Consider the following 18,076-nt stretch of genomic DNA (forward strand, 5'->3'; position numbering starts at 1 on the left):
CTGTCAAGCGAACGGACGCCGAAGGGGCGGGTTCCGAAGCCCGCCCCCCGATCGTGAAAACGGCCTTCTGATCGCCGCTCAGACCTCGACGGCAATGGCGCCGATGGGGTGCGAACAGCAGGCCAGGATATAGCCTTCCTCGATGTCCTCGTCGGTGATGCCGCCATTGTGAACCATGTGCACCTCGCCCGAGGTCTTCTTGATCCTGCAGGTGCCGCAAAGGCCAAAGGTGCAACCCGAGGGGATGTTCAGCCCATTGGCCTTGGCCACCGCCAGGACGGTGTCGGTCTCGGCGCATTTCGCCGTGATGCCCGAAGCGGCGAAGGTGATCTGGGCCGCGCTGTCCTCGTCGGGGACCACATCGTCCAGGACGGGGGCATCGGCCTCGTTGCGGATGGGCGCGCCGAAGCTTTCCTGGTGATAGCGGTCCATGTCATAGCCAAGCGCGATCAGCATGTCGCGCACCGCCTGCATGAAGGGCTCGGGGCCGCAGCAGAAGACTTCGCGTTCCAGGTAATCGGGCGCCATCAGGCCCAGCATGATCTGGTTCAGGCGGCCGCGATAGCCGTGCCAGGTGCGGAACGGGTCCGATTCCTCGACCGTGAAGCGCAGCTGCAGGCCGGGCACCCGGTCGGCCATGCCTTCCAGCCGCTGGCGAAAGATGATGTCGCTGGGCGCGCGGGCGGCATGGACGAAGACGATGTCCGGCATCTCGCCCGAATCCCAGGCCCAGGTGGTCATCGACATCATCGGCGTGATGCCCGACCCCGCCGAGATCATCAGGTATTTCGGCGCCTCGTGGCGCAGAAAGCTGAAGATGCCGGCGGGCCCGAAGGCTTTCAGCCGCATGCCGGGGCGCAGGTGATCCAGCATCCAGCGCGTGCCGATGCTGCCCATCTGCGCCTTGACCGTGACCGAGATCGACAGCGGCCGCGACGGGCTGGAGCTGATCGTGTAGGTCCGCTGCACGTTCCCGCCCGGCACCGGCAGGTCCAGCGTGATGAACTGGCCCGGCTGATAATCGAACCAGGCCCCCGACGGTGCGCGGAAGGTGAAGGTGGCGGTGTCCGATGTCTCGGGCACCACCATCGCGCATTCCAGCAACTCGTCGTCCTTCCACGGCTTGTCGCCGAATGCCTTGACCAGAACCGCCATTATTCGGCCGCCATGGCCGGGCTGGGGGTCAGGTGCTTTTGCATGTGCCGCACATACCAGTCGACGAAGTGGATCACGCCTTCCTCCTGCGTGGGGGAATAGGGCCCGGGCTGATAGGCGGGCGACAGGATGCCCTTCTGGTTTTCCTCGACCACGCGGCGATCCTCGTCATTGGTGGCGAGCCACACCTCGGTCAGGGTTTTCAGGTCGTAATCCTTGCCCTCGACAGCGTCCTTGTGGACCAGCCACTTGCTGGTCACCTCGGTTTCGGTCGGGCTGATCGGCAGCAGGCGGAACACGATGGCGTGGTCGGGCAGGAAGTGGTTCCAGCTGGACGGGAAGTGATAGAACATCAGGCTGCCCGCGTCGTTCCAGGGCATGGTGCCCATGCGGCGCGCGACGGCCGCCTTGGTCGACATGGTGAAGCTTTCGGCATTGTCCAGCAGCGGAACCCGCGCCAGACGCCACTGCATGTCGGCCTGGTTCACGAAACGCGCGGGCACGCCCGCCTTGTCGCAGCGGTCCCAATGGGCCAGGATTTCCGGCGAGGCGGCGTTCGGCCCCTCCATCACCGTCATCAGCGGGTTGTCGGAATAGGTCCGGCAGAGCGAGGGGTGGCTGCCGCCGCAGTGATAGCATTCGCGGTTGTTCTCGATCACCAGCTTCCAGTTGCCGTTCTCGATGATGGTCGAGGAGAAGGCCACCTTGGCATCCGCCAGGCCCGAGGGCGCCAGATAGGGGATCAGGTTCTTGCCCAGTTCGGCGATCGAGGGCGGCACCTCGGCCAGGCAGACAAAGACCATGCCATTCAGGTCGACGCAATGCACCGGCTTGAGCCCGAACTTGGACGCATCGAAGTCGTCGCCCATGTCGCGGGCGTATAGCAGCTTGCCGTCCAGTTCGTAGGTCCACTGGTGATAGGGGCAGACCAGCTTGGCGGTCGAGCCGCTGGGCTTGGAACACAGCCGCTGGCCGCGATGGCGGCACACGTTGTGGAAGGCGCGGATCTTGCCGTCGCCGCCGCGCACGATCAGCACCGGATAGGCGCCAACCTGCATCGTCGCGTAGTTGCCGGTCTTGGGAATTTCGCAGGCCGGGATGGCGAACAGCCATTCCTTGTACCAGATCTGTTCCAGATCGTTCTGGAACACGCCTTCGTCGCAGTAAAGATCGCGGCTCAGCGAATATTTCGGCTGCCGATTGGCAAGCTGGGACAGGATTTCCGCGGGGTTCAGCATGGCTTGATTCCGGTGGCTGGGGTGGGAGGGGCTTCCTGATCCGAGATTTGCACCCCTTTGGCGGATCGCAATCCGACAAATGCGACATTCAGACGACGGAAACGAACCCCGGCGGCCGGCCCATGCATTTGTGCCGAGCAGTCCTGGCCTTGTGCTAGGCTGACCGGGCGCCAAGAAGACAGGAGCAGAACGATGATGATGCGGTTTCTGGCAGCGACCATCGCCCTGGCCATGGTCTGCATTCCCGCCCCCCGGGCCGAGGAACTGCGCTTTTTTCGCATCGCAACGGCCGCGACGGGCGGCACCTATTATCCAGTCGGGGCCCTGATCGCCACGGCGATTTCGGCACCGCCCGGCTCGCGCCCCTGCGCGCAGGGCGGGCCCTGCGGGGTGGCGGGGCTGATCGCCTCGGCTCGCCAGCGAAGTGATGGATCAGCTTATCGGCCTCGCCCGGCGCACGCTGGCAGATGGCCTGGTTCAGGGCATCGAGGACGAAGCCGGTCGCCATCGATGTCGAGACGCGCCAACCGACGATCTTTCGGGCGAAGACGTCGATGACAAAGGCGATCATGTGGTGCGCGGCGGGACGCTGCAAGCGCAACCATCGCGACCTGCGCGGCAAACGGGTTTCCGTGGACATGGCGGGTTCGGGCACGATGGTGGATGCGGGGATCATCCTGGCGGCCGCCGGTCTGGCGCCGGGCGATTTCACGGAAGCAAGGCTGAGCGCGTCCGATGCCGCCCGCGCCCTGTCCAGGAACGAACTGGACGCCTTCTTCTTTGTCGGCGGCTACCCCGCCCCCGCCATCGCTGAACTGGCTGGCCAGGTCGAGATATCCCTACTGCCGATTCCGGCGGAACTGGCGCGCCAGGTTGCGCAGGATCACCCGTTCCTGTCCGAAAGCACCATCCCGCCCGGCACCTACCAGGGACAGGGCGAGGCTGTGCCCACGTTGTCCGTGGCCGCCATCTGGGCGACCTCGGCCCGCCAGCCCGACGACCTGATCCTGTCGATCACCCGCGCCTTGTGGAGCGAGCCCTCGGCCCGGCTGCTGCGCACGGGCCGTCCGATGGGCCGCGCCATCGAGCGGTCCCATGCGCTGGAGGGGCTGGGAATCCCCCTGCATCCCGGCGCCGCGCAGTTCTATCGCGAGATCGGGATGCTGGACTGAGGCCTTGGCCCCAGACTTGCGCATAAGCCTGTGGACAAGAACCCGCGACTCAGGGGGCGGGACATGTGCGGGAATCGGGGCCTGCGCAGAGCCTGTGGACGAGCCCCTGGAACGGCTGGCGAACGAAGGCGGGTTTTCCACATGTCGACAAGCCCATCGGCCTTTTCCACACGTTGTGGACAACAAAAGTTCTCACAAACTTATCCACAGGTTGGATAAAACTATATTTATGTTTTTAAACGGAAATTTCTGGTCGTGCTGCGAGAGCGCATTTTTCTCCACATTCCTCGCTGCGGTGGAATTCTGGCGTGGAACATTGATTTCCCGTTATGCACAGGGCCTACCACTACATCATCCTTCTTTATCTTTACCTATTTTTTTGAAAGAAGGGACGGCGGAGGCGCCCATGACCGATCTGCTCGCCCAGGCCTATCCCTGGATCAAAGCCCTGCACATCATGGCGGTGATTTCCTGGATGGCGGGACTGTTCTATCTGCCGCGCCTGTTCGTCTATCACGCCGAGCGCGGCCGCACGGGGACCGAGCCTGCGGCCTCGCTGGCGATCATGGAGGAAAAGCTGCTGCGGCTGATCATGAATCCGGCGATGATCGTGACCTGGATCGCCGGCCTGCTGCTGGTCCTAACCCCTGGAATCGTTGATTTTTCACAGGTCTGGCCTTGGACCAAGGGCGCGGCCGTGCTGGCGATGACCGGGTTTCACATGTGGCTTGCGCGTCAGCGCCGGGCTTTGTCCGAGGGCCGCGGAGCAAACGGCCGGACCTATCGGATGATGAACGAGGTTCCGACCCTGCTGATGGTCGTAATCGTGCTTTCGGTGATCCTGCGGTTCTGAGAATTGACTCAGGGGCCGTTTCTGCCTATGTGACAGCCGTCCGCCGTCCGGTGGTCTTTTCCGCACACAGATTGACGCGCTGCCCCGCTTGCGGGTGCGCCGCATCGCATAGGCATGGATATGAGCGAAGAACGCCTTAATCTTTCCGACCTGAAGGCCAAGAGCCCGGCAGACCTGCTGTCCATGGCCGAGGAATGGGAGATCGAGAACGCCTCGACGATGCGCAAGGGCGAGATGATGTTCTCGATCCTCAAGGAGCACGCCGAAGAAGGGTTCGAGATCGGCGGCGATGGCGTGCTGGAGGTCGTCCAGGACGGCTTCGGCTTTCTGCGCTCGACCGAGGCGAACTATCTGCCCGGTCCCGACGACATCTATGTCAGCCCCGACATGATCCGGCAGCATTCGCTGCGCACCGGCGACACCGTCGAGGGCGTGATCCGCGCGCCGGGCGAGAACGAGCGCTATTTCGCGCTGACCAAGGTCGAACGCATCAACTTCGAGGACCCTGAAAAGGCGCGCCACAAGGTCGCCTTCGACAACCTGACGCCGCTTTACCCGAATGAGCGGCTGAAGATGGAGATCGAGGATCCCACGATCAAGGATCGCTCGGCCCGGATCATCGACCTGGTCGCCCCGATCGGCAAGGGCCAGCGGTCGCTGATCGTGGCGCCGCCGCGCACCGGCAAGACGGTGCTGCTGCAAAACATCGCCCATTCGATCGCCCGGAACCATCCGGAGTGCTACCTGATCGTCCTGCTGATCGACGAGCGGCCCGAGGAAGTCACCGACATGCAGCGGTCGGTCAAGGGGGAGGTCGTCTCCTCGACCTTCGACGAGCCGGCCAGCCGACATGTCGCGGTTTCGGAAATGGTCATCGAAAAAGCCAAGCGACTGGTCGAGCATAAACGAGATGTTGTTATTCTTCTCGACTCAATCACAAGACTTGGTAGGGCGTTCAACACCGTTGTCCCCAGCTCGGGCAAGGTGCTGACCGGCGGTGTCGATGCGAATGCCTTGCAGCGGCCGAAGCGTTTCTTCGGCGCCGCGCGCAATATCGAGGAAGGCGGTTCGCTGACCATCATTGCGACGGCGCTGATCGACACCGGATCGCGCATGGACGAGGTGATCTTCGAAGAGTTCAAGGGTACCGGCAACAGTGAGATCGTCCTGGATCGGAAGGTCGCCGACAAGCGCGTCTTCCCGGCCATGGACATCCTGAAATCCGGCACCCGGAAAGAGGAACTTCTGGTGGATGCGAAGGATCTGCAGAAGACTTATCTGCTGCGGCGCATTCTGAACCCGATGGGCACGACCGACGCCATCGAGTTCCTGATCTCGAAGCTGAAGCAGACCAAGACGAATGGCGAATTCTTCGAGTCGATGAACGCCTGACAGGAGACGAGGCTGGGTGGATACGATCTTTGCCGAGGCGACGCCGCCCGGCCGGGGTGGCGTCACAGTGGTCCGCATCAGCGGACCGCAGGCGCATGCCTTGTTGCAGGATCTGGCGGGGCCTGTCGAACAGCCCCGCCACGCCACCTTGCGCGCGATTCGGGACGGCAGCGATCTGATCACGGTGAATTGATTACCATAGGATTAGCCGTGAGCTCCACTGCCTTTAGTCGCGTGGTTTGCGCGATCGCTATCGCTGCACTTCTCCCAGTCACTTCGCTGCCCGTCATCGCACAGGGGAGGCTGCCCGGTCTTCTCGGCGGGCAGAGGCGGGTGAGTTTACCCGCAGGGCTTTCGTGAATGGTCGGATGGATCTTGCGGAGGCCGAAGGTCTGGCCGATCTTCTGGCTGCGGAAACCGAAGCGCAGCGGAAGCTGGCGGTCCAGGCTACGGATGGCGCCTTGGGCCGCAAGGTGGATGCATTGCGCGCGAGGCTGGTCCGGGCAGGGGCGCTGATCGAGGCTAGCATCGACTTTGCCGATGAGGAGGTTCCGGAGGACGTTCCTGATGAAGTCTTCTATGTTATTCAGGACATATCCAGTGATTTAGCGGGGATGCTGATCCGCTATCCTGCCACTGAACGTCTTCGTCAAGGATATGAGGTTGCAATCATCGGCCCCCCCAACGCGGGCAAGTCGACGCTTCTGAATCGTATCGCGGGCCGGGATGTGGCGCTGGTGTCGGACATTGCGGGGACGACGCGCGATATCATCGAACTAAGAACCGACCTTCGTGGCCTTCCGGTGACCTTTCTGGATACCGCGGGATTGAGGCATTCGGACGATGTCGTTGAGGCGATGGGCGTCGAACGTGCTCGGCAGCGGGCATTTGACGCGGATCTGAGAATTCATCTGTCAGAGGATGGTGCACGACAGGATCCTTATCGAGAGGGCGACCTAGCGGTGCGATCCAAGATCGACCGAGAAGGTAGGTACGACGGAGTGTCGGGCGCCACCGGACAAGGGCTCGCGGAATTGCTAGACATGGTATATGAACGGCTGCACGTCCGAGCGGTGAATCCGGGTTTGGTTAGCCACAGGCGGCAGGCGGAGGCTCTGAGTCGGGCAATCACCGCTCTTGATGTCGACAAAGAGGCTCCTGCAGAGATACTGGCCGAATCAGTGCGGCAGGCGTCACATGAACTGGCTTCGATGGTTGGCCGCATCGGAGCCGAAGACTATCTGGATGAGATCTTCTCGTCATTCTGCATCGGAAAATAGGTGTTTCACGTGAAACAATTTGATGTAGTGGTTGTCGGTGGCGGACATGCCGGAGTCGAGGCCGCAATGGCATCTGCCCGCATGGGTGCCAATACGGCCTTGATCACGCTGTCCCGAGGTGATCTAGGCACGCTGTCGTGTAATCCAGCCGTTGGCGGACTGGGCAAGGGTCATCTTGTCCGGGAAATCGATGCCTTGGACGGTGTGATGGGGCGCTTGGCTGACGCGGCCGGTATTCAGTTTCGGTTGCTGAATCGCCGTAAAGGTCCTGCGGTACAAGGTCCGCGTGCCCAGGCAGACAGAAAGATATACCGATCCGCGGCCGCAAAGATGGTCTCGGAACAATCTAACCTAGTCCTCATCGTCGGAGAGGTGTCCGATATTGAGAGAGACGGAGACAGAGTTGTAGGCGTTAAGCTCGCTAACGGCGATCATATCCTAACAGGGAACGTGATTCTTACCACGGGCACGTTTCTCAACGGTCTCATCCACATCGGGGAAACCACACGAAGGGCAGGACGGTGGGGCGATGGTACGTCGATAGCCTTGGCGCAGACCCTGCAATCGCTCGGCCTTCCCTTAGGACGGTTGAAGACGGGGACGCCGCCCCGTATCGAAAAGGCAAGCATCGACTGGGCCAGCTTGGAACAACAGAGAGGGGACGATGAACCTGTTCTGTTTTCATACCTGAGTGTCCAGACGGCGCTTCCCCAAATTTCATGCGCCATTACCCATACCAATGCCACGACGCATGCCATCATCAGGGCAAACCTATCCCGATCAGCAATGTATGGCGGCCGCATAGATGGCGTGGGGCCGCGATATTGCCCGTCGATCGAGGACAAGGTCGTTCGATTTTCCGAAAAGAACACACACCAGATCTTTCTGGAGCCTGAGGGGTTGGATTCTACGCTGGTTTATCCGAACGGGATATCCACTTCGCTTCCAGAGGACGTTCAGCATGACTACGTCCGTTCGATAAGAGGCCTGGAATATGCCAAGCTTGTTCAACCAGGCTATGCGGTTGAATATGATTATATTGATCCTCGCGCCCTAAGGCCGACCTTGGAACTCAAGGCGGTCGAAGGGCTCTACCTGGCAGGCCAGATCAATGGCACGACGGGCTATGAAGAGGCAGCAGCTCAAGGCTTGGTCGCGGGCTTGAACGCAGCGTCGAAGAGCTTGAAGCGTCCCTCCGTTACCTTCAGCCGGTCACAAAGCTACATTGGCGTCATGATCGACGACCTTGTGACGCGCGGAGTCACCGAACCATATCGTATGTTCACGTCGCGCGCTGAATATCGCCTCTCACTTCGGGCGGACAACGCTGATCAAAGACTGACCCCACTTGGTCTGGAACTCGGCTGTGTGACGCAAGATAGAGCGGACGCGCACAAGGATAAAATGCGCCGCATTCATGCGTTGCGTCAGCATTGCGAGCGGGTTCAATTCACGCCGTCGCAATTGAATAAGGCGGGGATTGCGGTTAGGCAGGACGGCAGCCGGCGCAGCCTGTTTTCTCTCCTTGGCCAATCGGAAATTACGCCTGAATTGGTACTATGGCTCGACGAAATCGTGAGTAAGGCCGATCCCATCATACGGCAGCAGGTGGCCACCGATGCCCTTTATGCACAGTATGCTGATCGCCAAGCGCGTGACGCAGAACAACTTAGGAAAGAAGAAGCGGCAACTATTCCTGAAACCTTTGATTACGATGCTCTGTCGGGGCTGTCTAACGAGCTCAAGCAAAAGCTAAATAAGCAGAAGCCAGCTAATCTGGCAGAGGCAGGCCGAATCGAAGGTATGACGCCTGCAGCCTTAACTTTTATTCTTGCGGTAATTCGGTCAGGCGAGCGCAGAAGTGCATGAGCGATGTTTCACGTGAAACAGAACAATTGGAGCATTACGCGGCACTCGTTCGTAAGTGGAGTGGTACGATAAATCTGGTGGCGCCAAGCACGCTTAAAGATCTTGAATTTCGTCACATTCAGGATTCACAACACCTTGTTCACCTATCATCAAACTCTGATGGCGCTTGGGCAGACTTGGGAAGTGGTGGTGGTCTTCCGGCCATTGTCGTTGCCATTCTGCGCCCCGGAACGCCTGTGACCTTGGTGGAAAGTGACCAGAGAAAATGCAGTTTTCTCAGGACAGTTGTCCGTGAGCTTGGCCTGCGCAATGTCACCGTGTTGAATCACCGCATCGAGAAGACATCACCTCTGAATTCTCAGAACCTCAGCGCGCGCGCCCTTGCCCCATTACCGCTCCTCATGTCATATGTTGCACGACATCTCGCACCATCGGGCAGGGCTTGGTTGATGAAGGGTAGAAACTGGCAGTCAGAGGTCGATGAGGCCCGGAAAACCTGGACGTTCGATCTGCTGAGCCATTCCAGCATCACCGATTCGGACGCAGCGATCTTGGAGATCACAGGGATCTGTCATGCGTGAAACGCGGATAATTGCAGTCGCCAACCAGAAAGGCGGGGTCGGAAAAACGACGACCGCCATCAATCTCGGCGCTGCCTTGGCCGAGGCTGGTCACAGTATTGCCCTTGTCGACTTGGACTCCCAAGGGAACGCATCTACGGGCCTTGGCTTCAATCCGGATGAGCGGGAAACGACGACCTACGATCTGCTGGCAGGTGATGTTACTTTCCATGACTGCCTTATGCCAACCAAGTTGGCCAACCTCAGCCTTGTGCCGTCCAGCCGCGATTTGTCGTCGGTTGATTTCGAAATGTCCAACCGGCCTGGCAGGACTCATCTCTTGCGGCGGAAACTGTCCGGTGTGTCGGAATTCGAGTTTATCCTGATTGACTGCCCGCCTGCGCTTGGTCTGCTGACGGTCAATGCGATGGTTGCCGCCGATAGCGTCCTCGTGCCCCTTCAGGCTGAATTTTATGCCCTTGAAGGGCTTTCGCAGTTGCTCATGACGGTTCGCGAGGTGCGGCAGACTGCCAATCCCGATCTGCGGATCGAAGGGGTTCTGCTGACCATGTCGGACAATCGCAACAACCTGTCCCAGCAGGTCGAAGCGGACGCGCGCAACACCCTGTCGGGTCTGGTTTACAAGACGGTAATCCCGCGCAACGTGCGCTTGTCCGAGGCGCCGTCCCATGCGATGCCGGTTCTGCAATACGACTCGAACTCGAAGGGCAGCGCAGCTTATCGCGCTTTGGCTGAAGAGTTTCTGAGCCGCCAAGTCGTGGCCGCCTGAGGGGAGCGAATCTGATGGACAACAAGCTGGAAAAGCGTGGTCTGGGTCGGGGGTTGTCTGCCCTGATGGCAGATGTAGACCTGATTCCGTCGGAAAAGCCCGCGCCCCGGCAAGTCGTCCCGGTCGAGCAACTGACACCAAACCCTGATCAGCCGCGTCGAAGCTTCGCGCCTGAGGCGCTGCAAGAGCTTGCGGCTTCGTTGCGTAATCGCGGCATGTTGCAGCCGCTGATCGTACGCCCCCATCCCAGCGACCGCGGCCTTTACCAGATCGTCGCGGGCGAGCGGCGTTGGCGCGCTGCCCAGATCGCCCAGTTGCACGAGGTTCCGGTGATCGTCCGGGATCTGAACGATACCGAGGTTCTGGAAGTCGCCATTGTCGAAAACATCCAGCGCTCGGACCTGAATGCGATCGAGGAAGCGGCATCCTATCGCCAGTTGATGGATCGCTTTGGCCATACCCAGGAAAAGCTGGCCGAGGCGCTGAATAAAAGCCGCAGCCATATCGCTAACCTCATGAGATTGCTGAATCTTCCTGACCAGGTTCAGGCTTGGCTGCGCGAGGGGAAGCTGACTGCCGGCCACGCCCGTGCCCTGGTGACGGCCAGCAACGCCGTCGACCTGGCGCGCAAGGTCATCGAACGCAATCTGTCCGTACGAGAGACCGAAGAACTGGTCCGCCGGCAAGCCGAGGGTGCAGCGGCCAAGTCAAAGCGTCCGCAGTCTGAGAAGGATGCCGACACTCGCGCCCTGGAAGGCGACCTCAGCGCCCATCTCAAGATGAAGGTGGCGATCAAGCACGCGGGCCAGGACGGCGGCCAGCTCGTGATTTCTTACAAGGATCTCGATCAGCTCGACCGGCTTTGCCAGATCCTGGCCGGGCAATGAAAAACCCCGGCGCGGGCCGGGGTTCTTGCAGGGGCGGCGATGTCAGTGCGCGGGGTTTGAACTGACCCCGACCTTGGCCGGACGCAGCAAGCGGTCGTGCAACATGAATCCGTCCCCCATCACTTGGATGATCTGACCAGCCACGGTGCCAGCCGCAGGCGCTTCGAACATGGCTTCGTGCTGCTGGGGATCGAATTTGTCGCCGATCTGCGGCGAAATCACCGTAATCCCGTGCTTGGCGAACACGTTGCTCAGTTCGCGTAGCGTCAGTTCCACGCCCTCAATCAGGGCAGATGCGGCAGCACGCTGTTCCTCGTTCGCCATATCCAGCGCCCGGGACAGGGCGTCATAAACGGGCAGCAGATCGCGGGCCAGGCGCGAGCCACCATATTGCTCGGCCTCGCGGCGGTCCTTTTCGGCGCGCTTGCGCGCATTCTCGGCATCGGCCAGCGCGCGCATGAAACGGTCGCGGAAGCTGTCCCGCTCGGCGATCAGCGCCTCGATGTCCGGGGATCCCTCGGTCGGTTCGGCCAAGGGGTCGGCGAAGTCCTCGTCCAGCGGGCTTCCGTTCGGGTTCTCGTTCGTCATGTCCTATCCTTTCCGGCCAGAAATCATCCGGCCGACGAGCTGCGCGGTATAATCGACGATCGGCACGATACGCCCGTAATTCAGCCGCGTCGGGCCGATCACGCCTACCGCACCGACAATTTTGCGGTCCGCATTCATATAGGGTGAAACCACCAGAGAGGAACCGGAAAGTGAAAAAAGCTTGTTTTCCGAGCCGATGAAAATGCGCACCCCTTCACCCTGTTCGGCAAGCTCCAGGAACTCGGCGATGTCGCGCTTGCGCTCCAGGTCGTCGAACAGCGTGCGGATGCGGTCCAGATCTGCCAGTTCGTCCGCCAGCAGATTGGCGCGGCCCCGCACAATCAGTCGCGCGTCCGAGCCTTCGCCGTCCCACATCGCCAAGCCCGATGAGATCAGTTCCGCCGCCAGCCGGTCCAGCTGCTGCCGGCTGACATCCATTTCGGCGGCCACGTCGCGGCGCAATTCTTCAAGTGTGCGGCCTTCGGCAAAGGCGTTCAGGAAATTGGCCGCCTCGCGCATGCGCTGGCTGTCAGGCCCGGAGGCGGGGCAAAGACCCGGTTCTCGACCCGTCCGTCGGCAAAGACCAGCACGACCAGCGCCCGGTCGGGCGCAAGGGACACGAACTCGATATGCCGGACCGGGGCTTCCTGCTTCGGCATCAGCACCAGGGACGCGCCATGCGTCAGTGCCGACAAGGCCGTGCTGACCCGGTCCAGCATGGCTCCCGTATCGCTTCGATCCCGGCCCAGGGTCTCCTCGATCATCTCGCGGTCGGCGTTGGAGACGGGGCCCGCCTCCATCAGTCCGTCCACGAACAGCCGCAGGCCCAGTTGGGTCGGCATGCGCCCGGCCGAGACGTGCGGATGATCCAGAAGCCCCAGATGCTCGAGGTCCTGCATCACGTTGCGGATGGTGGCTGCGCTGACCTTTTCGCTCATGTCGCGTGTCAGCGTGCGCGAGCCGACGGGCTCGCCCGTCTCCAGGTAGGATTCGACCACCCGGCGAAAAACCTCGCGCGAACGGTCATTCAGGTCGGAAAGCAAGGCAATATCGGGCATGGGACATTCACGGGTTGCGGTCATTGGCGGCTGGCCTGTATCTGAACGGCAAAACTCCCGAAAGGAATGACGGATGCGCCCCTCCGGCCGAAATTTAAGTGATATGCGCCCGATTTCAATCGAAACGGGCGTGATGCGCCATGCCGAAGGCTCGTGCCTGATCGTCTGCGGCGACACCCGCGTGCTGTGCTCGGCCACGATCGAGGACAAGGCGCCTCCCTTTCTGAAAGGGTCGGGGCAGGGCTGGGTGACCGCCGAATACGGCATGCTGCCGCGCGCCACCAACTCGCGCAACCGGCGCGAGGCGGCGGCCGGCAAGCAGTCGGGCCGCACCCAGGAAATCCAGCGGCTGATCGGTCGCGCCCTCCGGGCCGGGGTTGACCGGCGCGCCTTGGGCGAACGCCAGATCGTGATCGACTGCGACGTGATCCAGGCCGATGGCGGCACCCGCTGCGCCGCGATCACCGGCGGCTGGGTTGCGCTGCGGCTGGCGGTGAACAAGCTGCTCAAGGCCAACATCATCTCGACGGACCCGATCCTGGATCATGTCGCCGCGGTATCCTGCGGCATCTATGCCGGCCAGGCGGTTCTGGATCTGGATTATGCCGAAGACAGCGAGGCCGGGACCGACGGCAATTTTATCATGACCGGCGCCGGTCGTCTGGTCGAAGTGCAAATGTCGGCCGAAGGCGCGACCTTTTCGCGGGCCGAAATGACCCAACTGCTCGACCTGGCTGAGGCGGGCATCGCCGAACTGGTCCGTGCCCAGAAGGACGCCGTCGCATGAGACGCCTCGCGGAAAGGCGCCTGCTGGTCGCGACCCACAACCGCGGCAAGCTGGACGAGATCCGCGCCATGATGGCGCCCCACGGAATCGAGGTGACATCGGCCGGCGACATGGGCCTGCCCGAACCGGCCGAGACCGAGTCGAGCTTCATCGGCAATGCCCGCATCAAGGCCCGTGCTGCCATGCAGGCGACCGGCCTGCCGGTCCTCGCCGATGACAGCGGCATCACCGTCGACGGGCTGGACGGCGCGCCTGGGGTCTATACCGCCGACTGGGCCGAAACTCCGAACGGGCGCGACTTCATGCAGGCCATGGCCCGGACCTGGAACGAACTCGAGGCTCGCAAGGTCCCCGAGCCGCGCACCGCCCAGTTCCGCGCCACGCTGATCCTGCTGTGGCCCGATGGGCATGAGGAGATCTTTGAAGGCGTCGCCCCCGGCCGGCTGGTCTGGCCGCCCCGTGGCGTCCAGGGCCATGGCTACGACCCGATCTTCGTTCCCGACGGCCATGATCTGACCTATGCCGAGATGATGCCCGAACAGAAGAATGCGATCAGCCACCGCGCCCGCGCCTTCGCCCTGCTCGAGGCGGCCCTTGCGTAGGATCTCGACCGGATCGCCGTTCGAGGCCGCGCTTGGCTACAGCAGGGCGGTCGTCAAGGGGCCGTGGTGTTTCGTTTCGGGCACTACCGGCTATGATTACGCCGCCATGCGGATGCCCGACAGCGCCGCGGAACAGGCCCGGGCCGCCTTTGCCACCATCTTCGCAACCCTGGATCAGGCTGGCTTCGCGCCGGCCGACATCGTCCGCGTGCAATACACGATCACCGATGCCGCGCTGCTTGACGAAATCGCCCCGGTCCTGGGTTCGGCGATGAAGGATGCGTTACCTGCGGCGACGATGGTTGTCGCGGGCCTCATCAGACCCGAAATGAAGATCGAAATCGAAGTGACCGCGTATCGGGAATGACCGCCATCGCCGCAGCCCTTGCCCCGGATCCGACCCTTGCCGACGATTGGCGGGCAGGGGGCTTCGCGCTTTACGTCCACTGGCCGTTCTGCGCGGCGAAATGCCCCTATTGCGATTTCAACAGCCATGTCGCCACGACCATCGACCAGTCCCGCTGGCTGGCCGCCTATCGGGCCGAGATCGCGCGTCTGGGCCGCGAGACCCCGGGCCGGGTGCTGAACAGCATCTTCTTTGGCGGCGGTACGCCCAGCCTGATGGCGCCCGAGACCGTGGCAGGCGTGATTGAGGCCGCCCGCGCCGCCTGGCCCTTTGCCAATGATGTCGAGATCACGCTGGAGGCCAATCCGACCAGTGTCGAGACCGGCCGTTTCCGCGCCTATGCCGAGGCCGGGGTCAACCGCGTCTCGATGGGGGTGCAGGCGCTGAATGACGACGACCTGCGCCGGCTGGGGCGGATGCATTCCGTGGCCGAGGCGCGCGCCGCCTTCGACATCGCCCGGGGCTGCTTTGCCCGCGTCAGCTTCGACCTGATCTATGCCCGCCAGGATCAGGACCGCGCACATTGGCGGCGCGAACTGACCGAGGCGCTGTCCATGGCGGTCGATCACCTCTCGGCCTATCAACTGACCATCGAGCCGGGCACGGCCTTCGGCGCGCGCCATGCCAAGGGCGGCCTCAGGGGCCTGCCCGACGACGATCTGTCGGCGGACATGTATCTCGACACGCAGGAGATCTGCGCCGCGGCGGGGATGCCGGCCTATGAGATCTCGAACCACGCCCGGCCCGGCGCCGAAAGCCGGCACAACCTGGTTTACTGGCGCCAGGGCGACTGGGCGGCGGTGGGGCCGGGCGCGCATGGGCGGCTGACGCTGGGCCCGGACCGCTGGGCGACCGAGGCGCATCGCGCCCCCGAGGCGTGGCTGGCCGCGGTCGAGGCCCAAGGCAACGGCGATCTGGCGCGCGAGCTTCTGCCCCTGACCGATCGGGCGCTGGAATACCTGCTGATGTCCATGCGCCTGGTCGAGGGGATGGAGATCGACCGCTATCTGGCCCACGGTACGCGCCTGCCGGACGCGCGCGTGGCGGACCTGGCCGTGCTGGGGCTGGTCGAACGGCGCGGGGGCCGATTGGCCGCGACGCGCGACGGGCGGCCGGTCCTGAACGCCATCCTGCGCGAACTGGCGGACTAGATGCAGTATCTGTGGCTCGCCCTCGGCTGGTTGGCGTTGACCCTGGGCCTGATCGGCGCCGTGCTTCCGGTGGTGCCGACCGTGCCCTTCCTGCTGATCGCGGTCTGGGCCTTTGCGCGGTCCTCGCCGCGCCTTGGCGCGCGGATCATGCGCAATCCCACCTTCGGCCCGCAACTGCGCGCCTGGCGCAAGCGCGGGGTGATCGGCCGGCGGGCCAAGGTCTTTGCGACGCTGGCGATGGCCTGCGGGGTCGGCTGGTCGCTGTGGTTCGGGCTCGATCCCCGGCTGGTCCTGGTCCAGGCGCTGGTCTGCGGCGCGGTCGCGGCCTGGCTCGTGACCCGTCCCGAAGCCTGAGCGCGGGCGAATACAACCTTTTGCCCACTTGCTGCGGCCTTGCCCCGGCGCGAACCTGCCGCTGTTTCAGGTCTATCGGAGGGAAGGCCATGACAGATACATCCGGGGTCAAGATTCACCCCGCCGTGGATAACGGCATCAAACCCGCCAAGCCCGGTTTCTCGGGCGGTGAACTGCATTGCCACTGTGCCTCGGATCCGGTTCGCGTCGCCGTCAAGTCCCAGACCGCGCACAACCACGTCTGCGGCTGCACCAAGTGCTGGAAGCCGGAAGGCGCCATCTTTTCCCAGGTGGCTGTCGTCGGCCGCGACGCGGTCGAGGTCCTGTCGGGCGCCGACAAGCTCGAGGTCGTCGACAAGGACGCGCCGATCCAGCGCTATCGCTGCAAGGGCTGCGGCGTCCACATGTATGGCCGCATCGAGAACACCGAACACCCGTTCTATGGTCTCGATTTCGTCCATACCGAGCTTTCGGACGAGGACGGCTGGGCGGCGCCGGAATTCGCGGCCTTTGTCAGCTCGGTGATCGAGTCGGGCGTCGATCCCTCGCGCATGGACGCGATCCGCGCCCGGCTGCGCGAACTGGGGCTTGAACCCTATGACGCGCTGTCCCCGCCGCTGATGGATGCCATCGCGACGCATATCGCCAAGAAATCCGGCGCACTCGCCGCTTGACGAAACCCCGGTTGCCGGGGGAACAGCACAAGGGGGCCGGTCACGCCGGCCCCCAAGACCATGTCCGGCCATGCCGCCGCAGGCCAACCGGCCCCCACGCAAGGAGAACGCAGAAATGAGAACCCGCGCCGCCGTCGCTCTTGAAGCCGGAAAACCGCTGGAGGTCATGGAGGTCAACCTGGAAGGCCCCAAGGCCGGCGAGGTCATGGTCGAGATCAAGGCCACCGGCATCTGCCACACCGATGAATTCACCCGCTCGGGCGCCGACCCGGAAGGCATCTTCCCCTCGATCCTGGGCCATGAGGGCGCGGGCGTGGTGGTCGAGGTCGGCCCCGGCGTCACCAGCGTGAAGCCCGGCGACCATGTCATCCCGCTTTACACCCCGGAATGCCGGCAGTGCGCATCCTGCCTCTCGGGCAAGACGAACCTTTGCACCGCGATCCGCGCCACCCAGGGCCAGGGCCTGATGCCCGACGGCACCACGCGGTTCTCGATGCTGGATGGCACGCCGATCTATCACTACATGGGCTGCTCGACTTTCTCGAACTACACCGTGCTGCCCGAGATCGCCGTCGCCAAGGTGCGCGAGGACGCGCCCTTCGACAAGATCTGCTACATCGGCTGCGGCGTGACCACCGGCATCGGCGCGGTCATCAACACGGCCAAGGTGGAACCCGGCGCGACGGCGGTGGTGTTCGGCCTGGGCGGCATCGGCATGAACGTGATTCAGGGCCGCGGATTGCGGGCGCGGACAGGATCATCGGCGTCGACCCAACGACGACAAGAAGCCGATGGCCGAACATTTCGGCATGACGCATTTCATCAATCCGAAGAATGTCGAGAATGTCGTGCAGGAAATCGTCAACATGACGAAGACCCCCTTCGACCAGATCGGCGGCGCGGACTACAGCTTCGACGCCACGGGCAACACCACCGTGATGCGCCAGGCGCTGGAATGCACCCACAGCGGCTGGGGCCAGTCGGTCGTCATCGGCGTCGCCGCGGCCGGGGCCGAGATCAGCACCCGTCCGTTCCAGCTGGTCACCGGCCGGGTCTGGAAGGGCTCGGCGTTCGGCGGCGCACGCGGCCGCACCGATGTGCCGAAGATCGTCGACTGGTACATGGCGGCAAGATCGAGATCGACCCGATATCACCCACACCATGGGACTCGACGACATCAACACCGCCTTCGACCTGCTGCATGCGGGCGAGTCGATCCGCTCGGTCATCCTTTCCGATCGGTAAGCTCTGCTTAGGTAA

The 18,076-nt window shown here is 62.9% G+C and carries 18 protein-coding genes and 3 pseudogenes; 16 read left to right on the plus strand and 5 right to left on the minus strand.

What is annotated here, in order from left to right:
- Nucleotides 1-78: 78 nt before the first annotated feature.
- From DPM13_RS07995 to DPM13_RS22590, 3 genes and pseudogenes are all read right to left on the minus strand, one after another.
- A complete protein-coding gene (locus tag DPM13_RS07995; RefSeq protein ID WP_099648447.1) occupies nt 79-1,155 on the minus strand; it encodes a hybrid-cluster NAD(P)-dependent oxidoreductase in 1,077 nt (358 codons plus the stop codon).
- Nucleotides 1,155-2,393 carry an aromatic ring-hydroxylating oxygenase subunit alpha gene (locus tag DPM13_RS08000; protein WP_028719606.1) on the minus strand — a complete coding sequence of 413 codons (1,239 nt, stop codon included), beginning with the start codon at nt 2,391-2,393 and terminating at the stop codon, nt 1,155-1,157. The genes DPM13_RS07995 and DPM13_RS08000 overlap by 1 nt, the downstream gene beginning before the upstream one ends.
- A gap of 424 nt (nt 2,394-2,817) precedes the next feature.
- Nucleotides 2,818-2,961: pseudogene (locus DPM13_RS22590) on the minus strand (IS3 family transposase); the annotation flags it as partial.
- Nucleotides 2,962-3,049: 88 nt separating this feature from the next.
- Between DPM13_RS22590 and DPM13_RS08005 the strand changes: the two are divergent.
- The 9 genes from DPM13_RS08005 (at nt 3,050) to DPM13_RS08040 (ending at nt 11,196) form a co-directional block, all read left to right on the plus strand.
- Nucleotides 3,050-3,565 carry a TAXI family TRAP transporter solute-binding subunit gene (locus DPM13_RS08005; RefSeq protein WP_262983328.1) on the plus strand — a complete coding sequence of 172 codons (516 nt, stop codon included), beginning with the start codon at nt 3,050-3,052 and terminating at the stop codon, nt 3,563-3,565.
- 406 nt (nt 3,566-3,971) lie between these two features.
- Nucleotides 3,972-4,418 (plus strand): protoporphyrinogen oxidase HemJ, encoded by a 447-nt coding sequence (gene hemJ / locus DPM13_RS08010; RefSeq protein ID WP_028719608.1) that lies wholly within the window; start codon nt 3,972-3,974, stop codon nt 4,416-4,418.
- A gap of 120 nt (nt 4,419-4,538) precedes the next feature.
- Entirely contained in the window at nt 4,539-5,810 is a 1,272-nt protein-coding gene (gene rho / locus DPM13_RS08015; protein ID WP_028719609.1) for a transcription termination factor Rho, read from the plus strand.
- Nucleotides 5,811-5,826: 16 nt separating this feature from the next.
- A complete protein-coding gene (locus tag DPM13_RS20595) occupies nt 5,827-6,003 on the plus strand; it encodes a hypothetical protein (protein WP_189654876.1) in 177 nt (58 codons plus the stop codon).
- A gap of 175 nt (nt 6,004-6,178) precedes the next feature.
- Nucleotides 6,179-7,090: a tRNA modification GTPase gene (locus DPM13_RS08020; RefSeq protein ID WP_189654877.1), complete on the plus strand. Its 912-nt coding sequence runs from the start codon at nt 6,179-6,181 to the stop codon at nt 7,088-7,090.
- Between the two features lie 9 nt (nt 7,091-7,099).
- Entirely contained in the window at nt 7,100-8,959 is a 1,860-nt protein-coding gene (gene mnmG / locus DPM13_RS08025; protein WP_112888727.1) for a tRNA uridine-5-carboxymethylaminomethyl(34) synthesis enzyme MnmG, read from the plus strand.
- Complete coding sequence (rsmG, locus tag DPM13_RS08030; RefSeq protein WP_112887795.1) at nt 8,956-9,540, plus strand: 16S rRNA (guanine(527)-N(7))-methyltransferase RsmG; 585 nt, start codon at nt 8,956-8,958, stop codon at nt 9,538-9,540. Before mnmG ends, rsmG begins: the two co-directional genes overlap by 4 nt.
- Entirely contained in the window at nt 9,533-10,309 is a 777-nt protein-coding gene (locus DPM13_RS08035) for a ParA family protein (RefSeq protein ID WP_112887796.1), read from the plus strand. The genes rsmG and DPM13_RS08035 overlap by 8 nt, the downstream gene beginning before the upstream one ends.
- 14 nt (nt 10,310-10,323) lie before the next feature.
- The gene (locus DPM13_RS08040; RefSeq protein WP_080621299.1) at nt 10,324-11,196 is read left to right on the plus strand and encodes a ParB/RepB/Spo0J family partition protein; all 873 of its coding nucleotides are present in this window, start codon (nt 10,324-10,326) and stop codon (nt 11,194-11,196) included.
- A gap of 42 nt (nt 11,197-11,238) precedes the next feature.
- Here DPM13_RS08040 and DPM13_RS08045 read toward each other — a convergent pair whose 3' ends face one another.
- Together DPM13_RS08045 and hrcA are read right to left on the minus strand one after the other, a co-directional pair.
- The gene (locus DPM13_RS08045) at nt 11,239-11,784 is read right to left on the minus strand and encodes a nucleotide exchange factor GrpE (RefSeq protein ID WP_112887797.1); all 546 of its coding nucleotides are present in this window, start codon (nt 11,782-11,784) and stop codon (nt 11,239-11,241) included.
- 3 nt (nt 11,785-11,787) lie between these two features.
- Nucleotides 11,788-12,842, minus strand: a pseudogene (gene hrcA / locus DPM13_RS08050) (heat-inducible transcriptional repressor HrcA).
- A gap of 73 nt (nt 12,843-12,915) precedes the next feature.
- On the opposite strand from hrcA, the gene rph reads away from it, so the two are divergent.
- The 7 genes and pseudogenes from rph (at nt 12,916) to DPM13_RS08085 (ending at nt 18,061) form a co-directional block, all read left to right on the plus strand.
- The gene (gene rph, locus DPM13_RS08055) at nt 12,916-13,629 is read left to right on the plus strand and encodes a ribonuclease PH (protein ID WP_028719616.1); all 714 of its coding nucleotides are present in this window, start codon (nt 12,916-12,918) and stop codon (nt 13,627-13,629) included.
- Nucleotides 13,626-14,231 (plus strand): RdgB/HAM1 family non-canonical purine NTP pyrophosphatase, encoded by a 606-nt coding sequence (rdgB, locus tag DPM13_RS08060; RefSeq protein ID WP_112887798.1) that lies wholly within the window; start codon nt 13,626-13,628, stop codon nt 14,229-14,231. Before rph ends, rdgB begins: the two co-directional genes overlap by 4 nt.
- Nucleotides 14,224-14,598, plus strand: coding sequence for a RidA family protein (locus tag DPM13_RS08065; protein WP_080621303.1), 375 nt, complete (start codon nt 14,224-14,226; stop codon nt 14,596-14,598). Before rdgB ends, DPM13_RS08065 begins: the two co-directional genes overlap by 8 nt.
- Entirely contained in the window at nt 14,595-15,788 is a 1,194-nt protein-coding gene (gene hemW, locus DPM13_RS08070; protein ID WP_112887799.1) for a radical SAM family heme chaperone HemW, read from the plus strand. Before DPM13_RS08065 ends, hemW begins: the two co-directional genes overlap by 4 nt.
- Nucleotides 15,789-16,142, plus strand: a complete 354-nt coding sequence (locus DPM13_RS08075) for a YbaN family protein (RefSeq protein WP_028719620.1) — start codon at nt 15,789-15,791, stop codon at nt 16,140-16,142.
- 89 nt (nt 16,143-16,231) lie between these two features.
- Nucleotides 16,232-16,816, plus strand: coding sequence for an S-(hydroxymethyl)glutathione synthase (gfa, locus tag DPM13_RS08080; RefSeq protein WP_112887800.1), 585 nt, complete (start codon nt 16,232-16,234; stop codon nt 16,814-16,816).
- Between the two features lie 115 nt (nt 16,817-16,931).
- Nucleotides 16,932-18,061, plus strand: a pseudogene (locus DPM13_RS08085) (S-(hydroxymethyl)glutathione dehydrogenase/class III alcohol dehydrogenase).
- Nucleotides 18,062-18,076 lie beyond the last annotated feature (15 nt).

This window comes from Paracoccus mutanolyticus (assembly GCF_003285265.1).
GTDB lineage: Bacteria > Pseudomonadota > Alphaproteobacteria > Rhodobacterales > Rhodobacteraceae > Paracoccus > Paracoccus yeei.